The sequence below is a fragment of the Pirellulales bacterium genome (assembly GCA_035939775.1).
GTDB lineage: Bacteria > Planctomycetota > Planctomycetia > Pirellulales > DATAWG01 > DASZFO01.
Genome location: DASZFO010000145.1, coordinates 1 through 17,679, shown reverse-complemented (window position 1 = coordinate 17,679; position 17,679 = coordinate 1). Strand labels below are relative to the sequence as shown.

Genomic DNA, 17,679 nt, shown 5'->3' with positions numbered 1-17,679 from the left:
ACCGAGCATGAAATCCTGGCAGCAATGGAAAGCGCCATGCGTGGACGAACCACGTTCGTCATCGCTCATCGCCTCAGCACGCTCCGCCGCGCCGATCTGGTGATTGTGCTCGAAGAGGGCCGGATCGTCGAGCGCGGCACCCACGAACAGTTGATGCGACAAGAAGGGCATTACTTAACGAGCGCGAGAATTCAGGCGGACGCCGCCTGGGCCGCGCCAGCCGCGTAGCGGCGGCTTCCGGCCGTCGTTTATGCGCACATTGAGAATTCACGGCGGCTGGAAGCCGCCGCTACCATGATGGCTACTGCTTCAGTTTACAAACTCGATCGTACGCTGACTCGGCTCGACCGGCACGAGGAGCGCGAGCCGGATACTCGCCCGCTCGACGTGGGGCTGATCGTGCGGCTGTTTTCCTACACGCGGCCATACACGGCCAAACGGAATTGGTTGTTCCTGATGGTCGTGCTGCGGTCGATCCAGATGCCCTCGCTCACCTGGCTCATCGCCGCGATCATCCGCGGGCCGATCGCCACCGGCGACACGCACGGGGTTTGGATCGGGATGACCGCATTCTTGCTCGTGGCGGTTTCGACGCAGGTCGTGATGCACTTCCGCCAGCGGCTGGCTCTCGAGCTGGGCGAGGCGGTCGTGTTCGACCTGCGGAACGAAATCTTCGCCCGGCTGCAATCGCTGCCGATGAGCTTTTTCAATCGCACCAAGCTCGGCCGAGTCATCAGCCGGATGAGTTCGGATGTGGAAGACGTGCGGGTCGGGATTCAGGAAGTGCTGTTCGTCACGCTGGTGCTGCTCGGGCAGATGTCCGTGGCCGCGGCCTTCATGCTTTGGTACGACGCGAAGCTGTTTCTCATGGTGCTCGGGCTGGTGCCCGTGCTGTGGTGGATCAATTATCATTTCCGCCGCAAGATGAGCACGGCGCTGCGGCTATTGCGCGAATCGTTCAGCCGCGTGACGGCCACGTTGGCCGAGAGCGTCAACGGCATCCGGGTCACTCAGGGGTTCGTCCGCCAGGACGTGAATGCCCAGATGTTCGGCGAGCTGGTGAGCGACCATGCCGAATATAACCAGGTCGTCAACCGCACGCAGGGCCTATTCCTGCCGCTGTTGGATTTGAACAACCAGTTCTTCGTCGCCGCGCTGCTGCTCGTCGGCGGCTATCAAGTGATGCGGCCCGGCTCGACGACCGACGTGGGAAATCTGGTCGGCTTCTTGTTCATGTCCACCGTGTTCCTCGCCCCAATCACGATGCTTGGCCAGCAATACAACCAGGCATTGACGGCGATGGCCGGGGCGGAGCGGGTGTTCACGCTGCTCGACACGTCGCCCGATTGGGTCGAGCCGGAATCGGCCGCCGCGCTCGAGCCGATCCGCGGCCAGGTCGAATTCCGCGGCCTCTCGTTCGGCTACGATCCCCAGCGGCTCGTGCTCCACGAAATTAATTTCCTCGCGAAGCCCGGTGAGACAATCGCCCTGGTCGGTCACACGGGGAGCGGCAAAACTTCGATCATCAACCTGATCGCCAAGTTTTATCTGCCCACGGCCGGGCAGTTGCTGATCGACGGGGTCGAGATTCGCCAGATCAAAGGGGACTCGCTGCACCGTCAGATCGGCATCGTGCTGCAAAACAATTTTCTCTTTAGCGGCAGCGTGCTGGAAAACATCCGCGTCGGCCGCCCCGAGGCGACCGATGCCGAAGTGATCGACGCGGTGCGTAAGCTGGATTGTCTCGACCTGATCGACGCGTTGCCCGAGGGATTCGAAACGCCCGTCGGCGAGCGCGGCAACAGCCTTTCGCTCGGGCAGCGGCAGGCGATCTGCTTCGCTCGCGCGATGCTAGCCAACCCGCGGATCCTGATCCTCGACGAAGCCACCAGCAGCGTGGATACGATCACGGAAGCCCGCATCCAGCGAGCGCTCCGAGTGCTCCTTGCCGGACGAACCAGCTTCGTAATCGCCCATCGCCTAAGCACCGTCCGCCACGCCGACCAGGTGATCGTGCTCGACCACGGCCGGATCGTCGAACGCGGCACCCACAAACAATTGCTATCCGCCGGCGGCGAATACGCCCACCTCTACCGCCGCTTCGTCGAGCAGTAAACCACGCCATGCCTCGTCGTTCATAAGTTATTCAGACTAAATGAGTTACAGTCGCACGGAGCTTTTTTGTGGTGGGACACAATGCAATACAATAGAGTGGATCTGATCAGCAGCAAAGCTTGACAGAACGGTGTTGTTAGCCGATACTTACCTTAGCAGACCTCTCCGTGCGACGAATGAAGCATCGCTTCGGCACGCAGGGGGAAGCCTAGATGAACGGGGTTTTCTCGAAGGAGGTGGAGCGCAAGCACCTCTGATACGGGGAAAACGGCACAGGAGCCCGGGCACTAGTTCTTGCCACACAGAATACGAATTAAGACTCCCCGGCGATTTGCTGGGGAGTCTTTCTTTTTTGCATCGGAGAGTGTGGCATGAACTCGAGTGAGTATTTGTCAGAGGTTTGCCGAATCATCCGCGAGAATTTCCGTTCAAGCGACTCCACCGGCGGCATGCCCGCTGCTGCCGCCGCGCTTCTCGTGAAGCGAACGCTCGGTCGCGATCAGACTGAATTTGGTTTCTACAAATTCAAGAATGCCTTAAACGCGCTCGAAGAACGAGGGCTCGTGAGGACCGGTAATAATTCAAAGGGTGCATTTTCTGTTTGGTTGACAGATGCCTCATCGACGAGTTCCGTCCAAAAGGACTTGCCAAACGCTAAGGTTCAAGACCGCTTCCGGCCGTTGAGAGATGAAGTGTGGTTTGCATTTGTGTCGGGCGCTCCTGCCGGTCCGCGCTATCTTAACCGGATCACGGGCGAGGTTCGCGTTGGGGTTACTGAGCGGCCGCTGCCCAACGAGGAGTGGGTCGAGATCCAGCCAATCGAGCCGAATGCTGAACGAGAGGTTGCGCGCCAATGGATCAAAGGCAAGGTGAATGACGACGCAGAGCTTGTCGGTTCGATTGAAGGTCCGCAATGGTATGTGGAATTCCCAAAACTGATTTTTGCGCGCGACCCAGCGCTGGCTGTCGCTTGGAAGCGAGATCGGTCCAGACGCGTAATCGAAATCGTCAAGAACTGGTGTCAGCAAAACGATCTGGACCAGGAATTGGTATTCGCCAAGTTGACTCGCGTTGTACCGTCCGGCGAATCAAAGTTGCGTGGTCCTGCGCGATCCCAGATAAAGGGGCTCTTACTTATAGTACTGGAGCGCATGTCGGTTGAGGAGCTACTTCGGCTCAACCTTCCAGCGCGTCAACTGGTTGCTGTTCTGCGACCGGAACTCTTGGATTAATTGCCATGTGGAAGAGTCACGGAATATGTCACTTCCACATCTGCACATCTTCCACCCGTCGGAGTCTGTAGCCGGCTATCTAGTACCATGGTTAGCGGAGGTCGAAGCCCTGATGCTGTCGGACACCAATTGGGATGCCTGCGTCCGGACAAGAACTCAGTACAACCAGCAAGCTGGTTTTGATATCGGCGCCGAGGTCGGTCGCGTTCGCCGATCACCGGGACCAGTGGTATTCATACAGAAAGTTCGATCGGACCTACTGAATACGTTTCGGCTCAGGGTACAACGGGAAATCTCAGTTTATTCGATCAATGCGACGTGTGCTCTCGATATCTGGCGAACGTGCGAGCAAGCGCGCGCCGCCTACGAAGACGGTGAACCTCGAATCGCGCTCCGCGAGCTCATCGCGTATTTGATCGTGGTGAAGCTCGCCAAAATGGACAAATGGGGCGGCACATCGCTGAACAAAAGTTTCCTCTGGGCTTCCGACCTGCCCAACGGCGGGTTTCCGAAGGGACTCTGCTCAAACCGTGACATACTACAGGTTGCGGACGCGTTGCTTGGTGCCGGTGTACTTACTCGCAAGAAGAGCCAACATCAAACCAAATACGCGCTCGGCGATAAGAAGACTGTCCAAAAGATCTTGGATTCAAAGACGTTCGGCGACAATCCAATACTGCAGAACTATTTTGGCCGCGATCACACCTTAGTCTCGGCGAGGTTGTTGGGATATAACGAGTAACGCCGTGCCTCGAACGGATTCCGATCGTCCTTCCAGGCCGCAAGGCTGGCTTCCGCCGCCACCTTCAGTCGCCGATAGTTCGCTTGAGCTTCGTCGGTCCAGCAGAGCCCGAACATCAGTCGCCAAGTTTCTCGGCCAGGGCAGTATCGGCGGCCAGATTAGGCGGTTTCTTGCTGAACTTGCGCTGCTTGGCTTGAGCCAGTCCGCGCTCGACGGCCGCTTTAGCCTCGGGATTCCGATGCAGCCAAAGTTCACGCTGGGGGACGACGGCGGCAACAATCACGCGAACTTCGGTTTCGTCAATTTCCTCGATAATCACCGTCTTGTTGGCGAACCGCGGTCCCAGTGCAATGCGCCCTTTCTCGTCAGCAGTTTTCGTCGTCATCGCAATTGCTCCATTTCGTTCCGATAAGCATACCACATGGTGGGAATATGGTCAAATGGGATTGTCCCACCGACGCTGCTCGCCGGGCGAACGAGCTTCGTGATTGCTCATCGCCTGAGCACGGTCCGCCACGCCGACCAGGCGATGGTGCTCGACCACGGCCACATCGTCGAGCGCGGTACCCACAAACAATTGCTCGCCGCCGGTGGCGAATACGCCCACCTCTACCGCCGCTTCGTCGAGCAGTAGGGCACGCTGTGCGTGCCGTCGTCCGGTCTCAAGTGTTATTCGCATTTGTGCCGGTCGGTCGCTGCTGCCTCAGCGAATGATCTGACATGCTGGCAGCGCCCTCTGAAGTTCCTTTACGCCCGCGTCCGTCACCTTGGTGTCGCCAACAAACAGCATTCCGAGTTGAGCCAATCCCTGGAGACGCTTGAGCCCAACATCCGTGACTTTGGTATCCGCCAGGAATAGGCGTTGAAGCCGTGTTAAGCCTGCGAGGTTTGCCACTCCGACATCAGTTACGGTGGTTTCCCCGAGTTGGAGCGTCTGGAGTTTGTCCAACGCTTTGACGCTCGCCAACCCGACGTCCGTGACGAGGGTCTTATTCAGGCCGAGGATCTCGAGTTGCGTCAGCCCACTGATATTCACCAGTCCACCGTCGGCGATTTTTGACCCGTAGAACCATAGTTTTTGGAGTTGCGTCAATCGTTTGAGGTTTACGAGTCCAGCATCGGTAATCTTGGTTTCAGATAACAGCAGCGCTCGGAGCTGCGTCAAGTCTTTTAGATTCACGAGCCCGGCGTCGGTGACTTGAGTGTCGCCGAGGTATAGCGTTTGGAGCCGCGTCAGCCCTTTGATGTTTGCCAGTCCGGCATCGGTGACTTTGGTCCTCACGAGATACAGGTCTCGAAGTTCGGTCAGCCCCTTGACGTGCTGCAATCCGGCGTCCCCGATATTCGTCCCCTCTGAGCCCAGTCCCAGGCAAAGACTTTCGAGATGCGGAAATCCTTCGAGATAGATTAGTCCAGCATCGGTAATCTTGCTGCCGGACAAGTTGAGCATTTGGAGTTCAGTCAGCCCTTTAATGCTTTCAAGTTCCGCGTCCCCGCCTTTGAGACCCACGGTCTTGACTTCACTGAGGAAGTTCTCGCCGAATAGTCCTCGCAACCAAGCCGGTCCTGGCGGCGCGGCAGATACTGTCCCGCGCAGTACGACACCGCGCGGGTCGACTTGGTAGTCGTAGTACACCTGTCCGCCGGACTTAACGATCGCCTCCACCGTTTCGCGCTCTTTGCGCTTCCGCTCCATTCTGCGCGCGACCCAAGCCGAGCCGATGGCGCAAATCAGCGTGAAGATCAACAGCGACCGCAGGCTGAATTGAAGCCAACGACGTTTCGACTTTTTCGTCGGGACCGGCGAATCATCGCTGGATAGGTTCTCGCCCATCCCCGCATTGTAACCGCGGTCGACGGTAAACGTTGGCACATTGGGCGGGCTTTTATGCGAGCCGAAGGCCACCGTCTTTACGTAGCCCAGGCATGCGAAACGGCTAACTGTGCGCCCTTTGGCAGCGCAGCTATCATGAGGTTAGCGGAGTGATCTCCAACGCCGCATCCGATTTCAGATCGAGTACAAGCCCGCATGTCTCTCTTGATCGACGGCTATAATCTGCTCAACGTGGCCGGTTGTTTCGGCCGCGGCAAAGGACCGGGCGGATTGCAGCGCGCGAGAGAGGCGCTGCTGAACCTGCTGGCGGAGTCGATCGCTTCCGAGGAAGTGCCGCGGACGATCGTCGTATTCGACGCTTCGGAATCTCCTTGGGGCTTGGCCCGCGCCGTGCAATACAAGGGACTGAGCGTGCGATTCGCGCCGCGCGACAGCGATGCCGATACGCTGATCGAAGAGTTGATCGCCGCCGACTCTGCGCCCCGGCGGCTGACGGTCGTTTCCAGCGACCATCGCTTGCAGCGCGCCGCGCATCGCCGCAAAGCAATCGCAATCGATAGCGACCTGTGGTTCGCCCAGTTGATGCGAGATCGGAAGCAGCGTCACGAACGCCATCCCGTGCAAAATCTCAAGCCCGAGGGCCCCTTTTCGCCCAGCGAAGTTGAATACTGGCTGAGGCAGTTCGGGGCCGACGAGACGTGAGAAAGACAATTACCTGCGTCCGCGTTGCTTCTTGCGTTTCGAGCCGGCGTTGCCGTTTGCCCCGGGCGCCGCAACCGGCCGAGCGGCGCCCGAACCATCGGCGGCGGTGGCCGCAGCGCCGGTCATCTTCGGCAACAGCTTTCGCTCGCCGATTCCCCACAGGCTCGAGGCGATGAAGTATAGGCATAGCCCAGCGGCCACCTTGAAGAACATCACCCCCATGAACAGCGTCATGTACTTCATGATCTTCTGTTGCAGGGCCGTGTTTTCGTCGGTCGCCGGCGGCATGAACAGCGTTTGCTGCCAGATGAACAAGCCGACCGTCGCCAGCGGCAGGATGTTGAGAAACGGCCCCAGCCAACCGGTCGGCGCGGCGAGCATGTCGGGCATCATGCCGTTCCAATTCCAGAACATGTCCGGGGCCGAGAGGTTCGAGCACCACCGCGCCGCTTCTCCAAGGAGGCTGGCCTGCCGCAACTGGACGTTGACCATCAGCGACCGATACAGCCCCATGAAGATCGGCAACTGCACGAAGACCAGCAAGCAGCCGCCGAGCGGATTGTAGTTGTGCTTCCGCCACAGTTCCTGAGTTGCCCGCGTCTTCTCCTGCGGATTGGTCTTGTACTTCTCGTTGATCTTCTTCATCTCGGGCTGGAGTTCCTGCATCTTCTTGGCGCTCATCGCTTGCTTGCGCGACAGCGGGAACATGCAGAGCCGGACCAATACGGTGAGCATGATGATCGACAGCCCGTAGTTGCCGACGATCGCGTGAAAAAACTCCAAGACGGCGACCATCGGCCGCGAGACCCAACCGAACCAGCCGTAATAGACCAGACCGCCGAGGTTATCGGCCGGATCGATCGGCGAACTGTATTGCTCCAAGAGCGACGGGAGCTTGGGGCCGACGAAGACTTGATATTCATGTTCCAGCGAACCCTTCGGTTCGAGTTTTTTCACGACGCTGGTGAGCCGGCAGGTGACATCGATCTTTTTGCGCCTGGCGAGGTCCTTCGGCACTTCGCCGAGCACGAGCGGCCGAACTTCCGCCAGCCAACTCGAGTTCGGCGTTTTTTGCTGCGGTAGGAGGATCGAGGCGAAGTATTGGGCGTCTACGCCGGCGTAGAGCAGCGGCAACTCATCCGTTAGCTTATGCACGGAGCTTTCATCGCTCTTGGGTTCTTCTTTTCCGTCCGCCTTCGCCTCCGCCGCCTTGAACTTCTGATCGGCCAGCGGCATGCTGTTGACGGTCGCGGCCGAATTCCCCTGAATCATAAGGGCCACGTTCTTCAGGGCCACCGCGCCCCATTCGGGCGAAATCCGGCTGGCATACCACCAACCCTCGGTCGGTAAACCGGTTGGCCCGTCGAGCTGGTAGGCCACCGAATGGGCCTTATCGTCGGTGTTGCGAATTTCGACGTGCAGCATCAGATGGTAAGCCGGCTGGTCGGGCTTGTCCGCCGACAGCCGGGCGAGCTGATATCGCTTCACCACTTCGAGCTTCCACTTGGGAAGCGGATGAGTGAATTCGACCGCGTCGCGGCCGACCATCTTGCCCTGCCAATTGTCCGTGCGGAGGTGCAATCCCTCGATTTCACCGTCGACCTTGTCCGCGTCGGCGGCAATTTCGTCGTCGTCCGCTTCACGCAACGTGAGCAGGAACGAGAGCGGATCGTGCTTGCCGGCAATGCCCGGCTCGACTGGCTCGGTGTCAATTTCGGGACGAATGACCGCCAACGGGCGGCGGCCCAAAGCGGCTGAGAGCTTCTGAGTTGCTCCGCCGCGGCGAACCGTGATTTCCACGGTCTGCGACGGTGTGGTTTTTGTAAGCAGGTCGAAGAGTGCGTCGGGCGTGGGAGTTTTCTTTCCGTCAAACTCCACGATCGCGTCGCCCACTTTTAAGCCCGCGATCGCAGCCGGCGTGCCGTCGCCAACCACGTTCACCCGGCAACCCTTCTCGTCCTTATCGGCCACGAGCGCCAAGTAGCCCAAATAGCCGAATCGATTCTCTTGCCACTTGCCGTCCACCATTTGCCCGGAAAGATCGCGATAGCGCGGATCGGCCAATTCGATTTGTACGACGGCCGCGCCACGGCTGGTGAAAATGGGCAGCATTTCGTAGGGATTTTCCTTGCCCGGGGGCGCGACGGAGCCGAGCGCGAAAAACTGCTCGGGAAGCTGCTTTGCTTCGTCGACGGGTGGAGCGGCCGGCGCGCCGGGGACGGCGTTCTTTTCATTGGCACCGACCTTAGCGGGCCCGCCAGCATCCACTTTCGGGCCCTTATCGCCAGCGGCCTTGTCAACCGCGGCTTTGTTGCCCGCGCCTTTGTCCGCAGCTCCGTTACCGCCAATGTTCTGGGCAACCGGCTTGCGCGGATGCAGGGTGTTATCGACCCACATGGCGCAGTAGAAGATCGCGAACGCCACAGGCAGAAAGATGAGTAATCGCTTTTCCACTTTTCGAAAGTCCTTGGTTGTCGCAATCGGCCGGGCCCATCTTCCGCCGACTTATAATCTTAGGTCAATAGCCAATGTACCCGCTCTGGCCGCGGATTTCGCGGAGGTGGCGAAACGGAACGATCGCAGCCGTTCTCTCAACTCGCGGCACGGGAAAGAGTTGGTAAAGCGGTTCGCCTCCATGATCGATCGCCATTTCCGGGCGATCACCGCTTCACCGGCGCCGCGCGCCCGGCCTCACCGGCCTTCCAGCAAGCGATCGCCGAGAAAGTTGTCCAATTCCGGAATGTCGTAGATTTTCTGGCGAGTGACCTCAGCCGGATACTCGACCCGGCGGAAGGTCACCGTCGAATCGTCGAGGACTACGTAACAACCTTTGCGGTTGCCGTCGCGCGGCTGTCCAACCGAGCCGACGTTGATCATCACCTTTTCTTCACCAAGCTTATAGGTCTCGCCGATATCCTCGGGGCTCAGAAAATTCATGCTCTGCGTAAACACGCCAGGCACGTGCGTATGCCCTTGGAAACAATACTTCTCGACGAGCGAGAAGAGCTTCTCCATCTTCCGCTGGTTGTAAATATCCTCGGGAAAAACGTATTCATTGAGAGGGTTGCGCGGCGATCCATGAACGAATAAATAGCTGTTCTCGCGGCGGTTCCGCGGCAGCTCTCCCAGGAACTCCCACCGGCGGACTTTCTCGGTGGCCGTCCCGTGGCTATTCTCAAGCTGGGCGCGGGTCCAAAAAATGGCCCGCTCCGCACCCGAATTGAATCCCTCCGGATCGAAGAGCGCTCCCTGATCGTGGTTGCCCAGCAAACAGAAATCGCACTTCATCACGAGATCGATGCATTCCACGGGGTTCGGCCCGTAGCCGATAATGTCTCCCAGGCAGTAGATTTCTTTGATCCCCTGCTGAGAGATGTCGGCCAGCACGGCCTGGAAGGCCTCCAGGTTGCTGTGGATGTCGCTGATCAGAGCCCGCTTCACGCCTGTTATTCGCCCTAAAACGAGAGATATTGGGACAAATTATGGCCGCGGCGCCAATCCAGCCGCGAAACGACTTTGCTCGGGCGAACGGTGGAGAGACGTTTCCGTTGCTAATCCCGCAGTCTACGTTCGTATTCGGAGAGGGTCAAGGCATTCCGTGAGAATCCTGGCGATCGAAACGAGCGGTCACGCGGGAACCGTCGCGCTGTTGGAGGACTACTTGCTCGCCGGCGAAGCCTCCCTGGCGACGGACAAGCGGAGCGCCAGAACGCTTGCCCCCGCCATCCGCGACACGCTTCAATCGGCCGGGTGGCAAGCGGCGGATGTTCGCCTGGTTGCGGTGGCAGTTGGGCCGGGGTCGTTCACCGGCTTGCGGATCGGCGTCACGACGGCAAAGACTTTCGCGTATGCCGTCAAGGCCGAAGTGGTTGCGGTCAACACGCTGGAGGTCATCGCCGCCCAAGCGCCGGCTGAAGTCAACCGGCTCTCGGTCGTGCTCGACGCTCAAAGGCAACAGGTCTTCGCCGGCGACTTTACGCGCGGCGCCGACGGGCTGTTTGAATGGAACGGCAGCACAGCGGTCGTCGAATGCGATCTATGGCTGGCCGAACTGCGGCCGTCGATTGCCGTCTCGGGTCCCGGTTTGCAAAAGCTCGCGGCTCGACTTCCGTCGCACATTCGTACGATCTCCCCAACGCTTTGGTTGCCCAGAGCGGCCACTGTCGGACAACTCGGATGGCACCGCTACCAGTCCGGACAGCGCGACGACCTTTGGCGCCTCGTTCCCCAATACTTCCGCCGCAGCGCGGCCGAAGAGAAACTAGAACGAAGCAAGGACGTCCACGATGCCGATCGCGCAGGCGAGACCTAGTGTACACCAGCTACCAACTAAGGGGTTGCTCGTGGCCGACGCTGCCAGCGTCGGTGCGGACGCTAGCAGCGTCCGCCACGTCCTCCGCCGTCACAAACAACCAATTAGATCGTCAATCGAACTCCAGCTTCGAGCAAAACGCTTCCCAGCGTTTCTGGAAGGCGGCCATGTCGGTTTCACCGAGCACCGATTGCAGCGTCTTGTAGCCGGTCGAGTCCTTGGCGGCGTTGGCCCGAAACTCTCGGTAGTATTTTTCGAGCAGCCCTTGCTCCTGGAGATAATAACAAAGGTAGCGGGCTTGCGAGTAATTCGTGCCGGGGTCTTGATGATAGAACTGCTCGGTCGTGGTCGAGCAAAGCAATTCAAACGGCGGTACCCGCTTTGCCTTGATCGCCGCCTGCAAGCCGGGCAGCCGCCAGTTCACGTAGCCATGAATCCGGCCATCTTCTTCGCCCGCTTGTTCATAGAGCGACGCCAAACCCTCGTTGAACCAAGAAGGGCAGGCCGGGAAATTTGCCGCCATGAAGGGATGCACGATCTCGTGCACCAAGGTCCCGCCGCCGGTCGAGATATTCATGATCAGCGCCCGATGCGCGGACGAGAAATAGCCGTAGGGCGTGGTCGGCGTGTCGTCGAAGATCTCTTTCGCGAGTTTCTGATAGCTGGCTTTGTTCTTGAACAGCCAGATGTCGAGAATCCGATCCGGATCGCACTGAAAATACGATTGTTTGATCCGATCGACGGCCCATTTCACCGTGTTCTCGGCCCGGCTTCTGACCTTGTCGGCCGGTTCGTCGCCAATCACCACGAACGGCGGCTGAACGATGATCGTGAAGCCGCCCTCCTCCGGCAGCGTCTTCTTGAGCGCGAGAACGTGTCGGGCATAGTCGGCCGCCGTGAACCTCGCGCCGGCAAACGGCGGATCAGCGCTCGAGGATTTGTCGTCGGCCGCGCCAGGCAACTGCCCAGCCGCCGACGCCATCAGCCAGATCAGGACCACGCCCCCGGCTGGCAGCTTCGCGAATCGTGACATAAGCGACCTCTCCTCTCTTCCTTATCGCCACCGTCGTCAACTTCTACGTTCATTGTTGCGTGGCCGCCGGGGATCGTAAACGGATTTCGGCGAGGTTGATACAAATCAGTTACAGTTGCTGGAGAATCTGTCTTCGGACGATCGCGGCAGCCGTGGCAGATTCGCACGAGGCGAGCGGGCCAGCTCGAACTTGACTCGCCGCCGCGCGAAACGGCACAATGACCGACAGACCGTCGTAGCACGCCCTGGGATAATCGTGTCCAAATTCGCTGTCATCATCGCAGCCGCCGGCAAGAGTAGCCGGTTCAAGGATAAGAACTACAAGAAGCCATTCGCCCCGCTGGCGAATCGGGCGGTTTGGCTGCACTCGGCTGAACGGTTCCTTGGACGCGACGACGTAAAACAATTGCTGCTGGTGATTTCCGCCGAAGACCGCGAGTGGTTCGATTTCAAGTTTTCCGCCAACGCGGCAATTCTGGGCATCGACATCGTCGAGGGAGGCGCGGAGCGTGCCGAGTCGATCGAGCGAGCATTGGGGCGAGTCAAGCCCGACATGGATTTCGTCGCCATTCACGACGCCGTGCGCCCATGCCTGGCCAACGAATGGATCACGAGCGCGTTTGCCGCCGCCGAGAAGAGCGGCGCCGCGATCCTGGCGATCCCCGTTTCCGGCACGCTCAAGCGCATGGCCTCCGACCACACGATCGCGGAAACGGTCTCGCGCGAGGGACTCTGGGAGGCCCAAACGCCGCAGGTCTTCCGCCGCCAGTTGATCCTCGAAGCTTATGCCAAGCGAGGCGATTTCGCCGCCACCGACGACGCCCAGCTCGTCGAGCGGATCGGCCATGCGGTGACGATCGTCGCCGGCTCGCCGATCAACCTCAAGATCACGACACGCGAAGACCTCCGACTCGCCGAGCGAGCGCTCGACGCTATGCCCAAGCCCAGGTTCCAGGGCCCCGCCCATCCGTTCGCGGATGATGATATGTGGAGGTAGGATCCCAAATGCTCCCCGATCTCCGCTGGCGCGGCCTGATTCAACAAACGACCGACGATGCCAATCTGGCGAACTGGCTCGATTCCGCGACGCGCACGCTCTATTGCGGCTTCGACCCGACGGCCGATAGCCTGCACGTCGGCCATTTGATGGGCGTAATGACGTTGCGGCGATTCCAGCGGGCAGGGCATCGGCCGATCGCGCTCGTGGGCGGGGCGACCGGGATGATCGGCGATCCCAGCGGCAAGAGCGAAGAGCGCAACCTGCTCTCGCCCGAGGTGCTGTGGGCGAATATCGCTGCGATGGAAGTCCAGATGCGGACGATTCTCGACTTTGAATCCGTGACGAATCCGGCGATTCTCGTCAACAACTTCGATTGGATGAGCCGGTTCAGCTATCTCGATTTTCTCCGCGACGTCGGCAAGCATTTTCCCGTGAACGTGATGCTCGCGAAGGATTCGGTCAAAGGCCGGCTGGAGCGAACCGATAGCGGGATGTCGTACACGGAGTTCAGCTACATGCTGTTGCAGGCCTATGACTTCGTGCACTTGGCCGATCAATTCCAATGCCAGTTGCAGGTCGGCGGCAGCGATCAGTGGGGGAACATCACAGCGGGCATCGACTTGGCGCGGCGGCTCCGCGGCGTGCAGCTTTACGGAATCACCTGGCCGCTGTTGACTAAGAGCGACGGCGGCAAGATGGGGAAAACCGAAAGCGGCGCGATCTGGCTCTCCGCCGCCCGCACCAGCCCCTATCAGTTCTACCAATACTGGATCAACGTCGAGGATGCCGACGCGGGCAAGTGCCTGCGGTTTCTCACGGAACTGCCGCGCGAGGAGATCGAAACACTCGACACCGCTCGGGCGGCCAATCCGGGAGCGCGCGAAAGCCAGCGCCGGCTTGCCGAAGAACTGACTCGGCTCATCCACGGCGACGCGGGGCTCGCCGCCGCCCGCCGCGCGACCGAAATCTTCTTCGGCGCCGAGATCGACCAATTGAACGATGCGCAACTCGTCGAGATCTTCGCCGATGTGCCGAGCAAGACGCTGCCGCGCTCGCGCTTCGACGGCCACGGGCTAAGTGTGATCGACGCCTTCGTCGAATCCGGTCTGGCGAAGAGCAAGGGAGAAGCCCGGCGCTCGATCGAGCAAGGTGGCGCGTACGTGAACAACCGCCGCGTGGAAGGAATCGACCAGACGCTAACGGGGAAAGACCTGGCGAGCGAAACAGTCATGGTCCTCCGCTCGGGCCGGAAGAAATACGCGCTACTGCGGTTTGATGGCTGACGACCAACGCCGCGACCGCGACGGATCGCGCTTTTACGTAGACTAGGCGTTTACGCCTTTTTCAACGCCAACGACGTTGCGCCCTCCAGCCCAGCGGTAGGCCGAGGCGGCCAACCCTTGGGCTGGAGGACGAAGCCCCGTTGGGGCATTTGTCGTGACATGACCGAATCTCTATTCGCGAGCCAGGCGTGAACGCCTCGGCTACGTATCAAGCCGTGCTAAAATGCTCCGCCGCGGCCGAAGCCGCCTCCGGCGGAGCCGAAGCCGGCGCCGCCGCCCGAGCCGCCGGCACCGCGGAGATCACCAGCGCCGCCGAGTCCGGGGAAAGCACGCAATTCGTTCAGCAACTCGCGAATTTGTTCGTGCGCTGTCGGCTGGGCGCGAACGACGATCGCGCCCGGCACCGTGCCGACATAGGAGCCGTCGACGTTCGGATGCGTTGGAACAAGCAGATCACGGATGACCTTCGCATAATCCGCTACTGCGCCGGCGCCTTGGGGCGATAGTTGATAAACTTTGACGACGGGCGCATTGATTCTGGCGTCAGCGTGCTCGCTGGCCCCCGGCTTTTTCCCCGCATCGCGGAGCGAACGGAGCGTTGTCAACAAATCGCCTGTTTCTTGGTGGACCTCACGCGTTTGTGCGATGACCAGCGCTTTGGAAAACGGCGCGGCGTCAATTGATCCGGTTCCGCCCGATTCGTTCCAGGTAGTTGGAGCAATTGTGGTGGTGATCGATTCGATAAGTCCGCGGCAAGCTTGCTCCATTTCTTCCGGCGACTGTCCCGCGTCGGCGACAAGATCGGCGACAGGATAGATCGCCACCGTCACGAATTCTTTCGCCTTCGCGTCGGTGGTGATGAGCAGCACTTCGTGGTCGATAATATAGTTCAGCTCATGCTCTTGCAGGAGTTGCGTGAGGGCGAAATCGAGACGGACGTGCTTGGCGCGGAACGAGATCGGCGTTTCGGCGGTGACGCCCGCGTCGGTAAGCGATTTCTCATCGAGTTGCACCTCAAGTCCGTCCTTCTTCAACAGTTCCGCGACATCCTTCAACGGCACCTCCGTGAAATCGAAATCGCGCCGCGTTTCGAGCAGCCGCCGAGTTTTCTCCTCGGTGCCGTCGGACGACTCTCCAAGGAATTCTGCCGACGTGCTTGGCCCGTGCCGCTGCTGCTCGCGAACCAGACGAAGCTTCGCGAGCAGGTCGTTGAGCTGTTCCTGGATCTCCTGAGTTTGCGAAACCACGAGGATGCCGTTTTGAACGGTAATCGAGCCAGTACCCCCGGCGGCCGTCCAAGTCGTCGGTGCGATAGACGACGTAATGAGATCTGGGAGCGTGCCGTAACTGCCTTCCGGTTGAATGAGCTTCCGCGGCGGAGTGCTGTTCAAGTCGCGAATATCATAAAGCCGAACGACGACGTGTTCCTTGGCCTTCGCGTCGGTCGTGATGAGCAGCACGTTGTCTGCAATCGCGAAATAGTTGAGTTCGTGCTGTTGAAGGATCAAGCGCAACCCGTTGCGAAGCGCGATCTGCTTGACGGCACACGTGATCGGCGCATCACCATTGACCCCGGCGTCGGTGAGCGCCTTGTCGTCTAGGAGCACATTGATTTCGCCCATGGCACCAATGGTTTTCGCAAAATCCTTCAACGGCACTTCCACGAAATCCAGGTTGACTTTCTTGGCCAACGCCAATTCGACCGGCGCTTGCCGCGCCGACGATTCCGCGGCGGCATCGGGCTTCTCCGATTCGTTTGCTGTGGTGGGCTTCTGCGCATCTGTCGGGCCATCCGATGACGGCTTCTCGGCTGCTTGATTGTCGCCCCCGCGAGATGCCGACCGCGAGGCAAATGCTGCCAGAAGCAGTGCCAATCCGACCACTAGCGCAAACCGACTGACCGAACGTGACATGTTCCTCTCCTTTGCGACTGGAAGTGCCGCGGAAATGAAAACCGGCGAAGCCGCCCGCTGTTCCGGATTGGGCGACTGCCGCAGACCCCTGCGCCGGTCAACATAACCCCGCGATGAGGTGATTGCAAGCAGAGGTCGGAGGTCGGAAGTCGGAAACCGGAGGTTTGAATTGGGGATCCGGGTCGGAGGCCGAAGATCGCTCGTTAGCCGGTTCGCTTGCGAACCGGAGGGCGCAATGGTCGGACTGCGGAACGGCGAAAAACATGAGTTTGCGGCCTATGGGCGAATTGAGACGGATGACTGGACCTTGCCGCCCTATGGTAGACTTGGCAGCCAGTTGTCATAAACTTTCGCCCCAAAACAAGTCGAATTAAACGGACGGATGAGATGGAGAGACCCAATAAGCTGCATGTGCGGTTCGACCAAATTGCCGCTCGTGGAGGCTGATTCGCTGGATTCGCCGCCGGAACGGCGTCAGTCCGATCCGACGCTGGCAGCGTCGGCCACGTTTGGCATTCGCGCCGCTCGGCGGTAAACCAAGGAAGGTTTTCCGTGCCCAGGCTTTCATGCATCATTCCCGTCGTGGGAAACACTCAGGCCTTGGAGACCACGCTCGTCTCGGTCCTGGAGAGACGGCCGGAGGACTGCGAGATCATCGTCGTCCTCAACGAGCACTACGCGGACCCATACGGGCTCAAAGGAGAGGTTCGCTTCGTCGATGCCCCTGGGGCTGGCATGGCGGCTTGCGCGACGATGGGTATCCAGGTCAGCCGAGCGCCGATCGTTCACGTGCTGGCGGCCGGTATGGAGGTTGCCGACGATTGGACTGATTCGGCCCTGCCGCATTTCGCCGATCCGGAAGTCGCCTCGGTGATTCCGTTGATTCGCGATTCGGCGAATCCCGAGCGGTTGTTGGCGGCCGGAGTGCAGTACCGTCGCGGCGGCGGACGGCGCGTCGCGACGAATCTTCCCGACCGCGACTCATCGAGCCAGTCTGAAGCGCTTGGCCCCACGATCGATGCCGCATTCTATCGCAAGTCCGCGCTCGAAGTGCTCGGGGATGGACTGCCGATAAACTTGGGAGACCAACTGGCCGACGTCGACTTGGCGCTCGGCCTTCAATACGCGGGCTATCGGACGGTGCTCGAATCGGAGTCCGTCGTCTTCGCAGAGGAATTGGTCGGCAGCGGACGGAGCGGCTTTCGCTCGGGTCTTTATGCCGAGCGATTATTCCTCCGAAATCTGCCGGCATTCGGCTGGCTAGCGGAGTTCGCGGCACATCCGTTCATCGTCGCGGGCGAATTGGTTCGGAGCTTGCTTCGCGTGGCGACATTGACGCAGCTCGCCGGCCGCCTGACCGCGTGGTTTTCGCTCTCCGACTATCGCTTGCACCATCATTTGCTCGCCGTCGCGCGAGAAACCGTTGTGAGAGAAACCGCTGCGCGCGAGTCCGCGGAGCCGGCAGTCATTGCGAAACTGCCTGAACTGGCGACGAGCGACGAGCGACCCGTTC

16 protein-coding genes are annotated in these 17,679 nt (G+C 60.0%); 10 read left to right on the top strand and 6 right to left on the bottom strand.

Translation table 11 applies throughout. The features are described from left to right. From VGY55_09615 to VGY55_09600, 4 genes are all read left to right on the top strand, one after another. The coding region (locus tag VGY55_09615) for an ABC transporter ATP-binding protein (GenBank protein HEV2970236.1) at window positions 1-228 on the top strand (228 nt) is incomplete at its 5' end. 69 nt (window positions 229-297) lie between these two features. After that, window positions 298-2,115, top strand: coding sequence for an ABC transporter ATP-binding protein (locus VGY55_09610; protein HEV2970235.1), 1,818 nt, complete (start codon window positions 298-300; stop codon window positions 2,113-2,115). A gap of 371 nt (window positions 2,116-2,486) precedes the next feature. Continuing rightward, entirely contained in the window at window positions 2,487-3,347 is an 861-nt protein-coding gene (locus tag VGY55_09605) for a hypothetical protein (GenBank protein ID HEV2970234.1), read from the top strand. Between the two features lie 25 nt (window positions 3,348-3,372). Further along, entirely contained in the window at window positions 3,373-4,089 is a 717-nt protein-coding gene (locus tag VGY55_09600) for a hypothetical protein (GenBank protein ID HEV2970233.1), read from the top strand. Window positions 4,090-4,204: 115 nt separating this feature from the next. On the opposite strand, the gene VGY55_09595 is transcribed toward VGY55_09600, so the two are convergent. Continuing rightward, the gene (locus VGY55_09595; GenBank protein ID HEV2970232.1) at window positions 4,205-4,474 is read right to left on the bottom strand and encodes a hypothetical protein; all 270 of its coding nucleotides are present in this window, start codon (window positions 4,472-4,474) and stop codon (window positions 4,205-4,207) included. 39 nt (window positions 4,475-4,513) lie between these two features. Here VGY55_09595 and VGY55_09590 point away from each other — a divergent pair, with 39 nt between their 5' ends. Next, a complete protein-coding gene (locus VGY55_09590; GenBank protein HEV2970231.1) occupies window positions 4,514-4,723 on the top strand; it encodes a hypothetical protein in 210 nt (69 codons plus the stop codon). A 69-nt stretch (window positions 4,724-4,792) separates the two neighbouring features. Here the strand turns inward: VGY55_09590 and VGY55_09585 are convergent, their stop codons facing one another. Next, a complete protein-coding gene (locus tag VGY55_09585) occupies window positions 4,793-5,962 on the bottom strand; it encodes a hypothetical protein (GenBank protein HEV2970230.1) in 1,170 nt (389 codons plus the stop codon). A 156-nt stretch (window positions 5,963-6,118) separates the two neighbouring features. Between VGY55_09585 and VGY55_09580 the strand changes: the two genes are divergently transcribed. Next, the gene (locus VGY55_09580; protein HEV2970229.1) at window positions 6,119-6,625 is read left to right on the top strand and encodes an NYN domain-containing protein; all 507 of its coding nucleotides are present in this window, start codon (window positions 6,119-6,121) and stop codon (window positions 6,623-6,625) included. 9 nt (window positions 6,626-6,634) lie between these two features. Here VGY55_09580 and VGY55_09575 read toward each other — a convergent pair whose 3' ends face one another. After that, the gene (locus VGY55_09575) at window positions 6,635-9,079 is read right to left on the bottom strand and encodes a YidC/Oxa1 family insertase periplasmic-domain containing protein (protein HEV2970228.1); all 2,445 of its coding nucleotides are present in this window, start codon (window positions 9,077-9,079) and stop codon (window positions 6,635-6,637) included. A gap of 237 nt (window positions 9,080-9,316) precedes the next feature. Further along, window positions 9,317-10,066, bottom strand: a complete 750-nt coding sequence (locus tag VGY55_09570; GenBank protein HEV2970227.1) for a metallophosphoesterase family protein — start codon at window positions 10,064-10,066, stop codon at window positions 9,317-9,319. A 157-nt stretch (window positions 10,067-10,223) separates the two neighbouring features. Between VGY55_09570 and tsaB the strand changes: the two genes are divergently transcribed. After that, window positions 10,224-10,937 (top strand): tRNA (adenosine(37)-N6)-threonylcarbamoyltransferase complex dimerization subunit type 1 TsaB, encoded by a 714-nt coding sequence (tsaB, locus tag VGY55_09565; GenBank protein ID HEV2970226.1) that lies wholly within the window; start codon window positions 10,224-10,226, stop codon window positions 10,935-10,937. A gap of 112 nt (window positions 10,938-11,049) precedes the next feature. Here the strand turns inward: tsaB and VGY55_09560 are convergent, their stop codons facing one another. After that, a complete protein-coding gene (locus VGY55_09560; GenBank protein HEV2970225.1) occupies window positions 11,050-11,970 on the bottom strand; it encodes a hypothetical protein in 921 nt (306 codons plus the stop codon). 256 nt (window positions 11,971-12,226) lie between these two features. Between VGY55_09560 and ispD the strand changes: the two genes are divergently transcribed. Both ispD and tyrS read left to right on the top strand, forming a co-directional pair. Beyond that, a complete protein-coding gene (gene ispD, locus VGY55_09555) occupies window positions 12,227-12,967 on the top strand; it encodes a 2-C-methyl-D-erythritol 4-phosphate cytidylyltransferase (protein ID HEV2970224.1) in 741 nt (246 codons plus the stop codon). Window positions 12,968-12,975: 8 nt separating this feature from the next. Continuing rightward, window positions 12,976-14,253, top strand: a complete 1,278-nt coding sequence (gene tyrS, locus VGY55_09550; protein ID HEV2970223.1) for a tyrosine--tRNA ligase — start codon at window positions 12,976-12,978, stop codon at window positions 14,251-14,253. Window positions 14,254-14,471: 218 nt separating this feature from the next. On the opposite strand, the gene VGY55_09545 is transcribed toward tyrS, so the two are convergent. Next, on the bottom strand, window positions 14,472-16,166 hold the full coding sequence (locus VGY55_09545; GenBank protein HEV2970222.1) for a hypothetical protein: 1,695 nt from the start codon (window positions 16,164-16,166) through the stop codon (window positions 14,472-14,474). Between the two features lie 552 nt (window positions 16,167-16,718). Between VGY55_09545 and VGY55_09540 the strand changes: the two genes are divergently transcribed. Next, on the top strand, window positions 16,719-17,679 hold a 961-nt coding region (locus VGY55_09540), incomplete at its 3' end, for a glycosyltransferase family 2 protein (GenBank protein HEV2970221.1).

Coding starts and splice junctions, on each gene's coding strand:
- VGY55_09610 (HEV2970235.1), top strand. CDS start 298: ATGGCTACTGCTTCAGTTTACAAACTCGATCGTACGCTGACTCGGCTC.
- tyrS (HEV2970223.1), top strand. CDS start 12,976: ATGCTCCCCGATCTCCGCTGGCGCGGCCTGATTCAACAAACGACCGAC.
- VGY55_09580 (HEV2970229.1), top strand. CDS start 6,119: ATGTCTCTCTTGATCGACGGCTATAATCTGCTCAACGTGGCCGGTTGT.
- VGY55_09560 (HEV2970225.1), bottom strand. CDS start 11,970: ATGTCACGATTCGCGAAGCTGCCAGCCGGGGGCGTGGTCCTGATCTGG.
- VGY55_09600 (HEV2970233.1), top strand. CDS start 3,373: ATGTCACTTCCACATCTGCACATCTTCCACCCGTCGGAGTCTGTAGCC.
- VGY55_09605 (HEV2970234.1), top strand. CDS start 2,487: ATGAACTCGAGTGAGTATTTGTCAGAGGTTTGCCGAATCATCCGCGAG.
- VGY55_09595 (HEV2970232.1), bottom strand. CDS start 4,474: ATGACGACGAAAACTGCTGACGAGAAAGGGCGCATTGCACTGGGACCG.
- VGY55_09545 (HEV2970222.1), bottom strand. CDS start 16,166: ATGTCACGTTCGGTCAGTCGGTTTGCGCTAGTGGTCGGATTGGCACTG.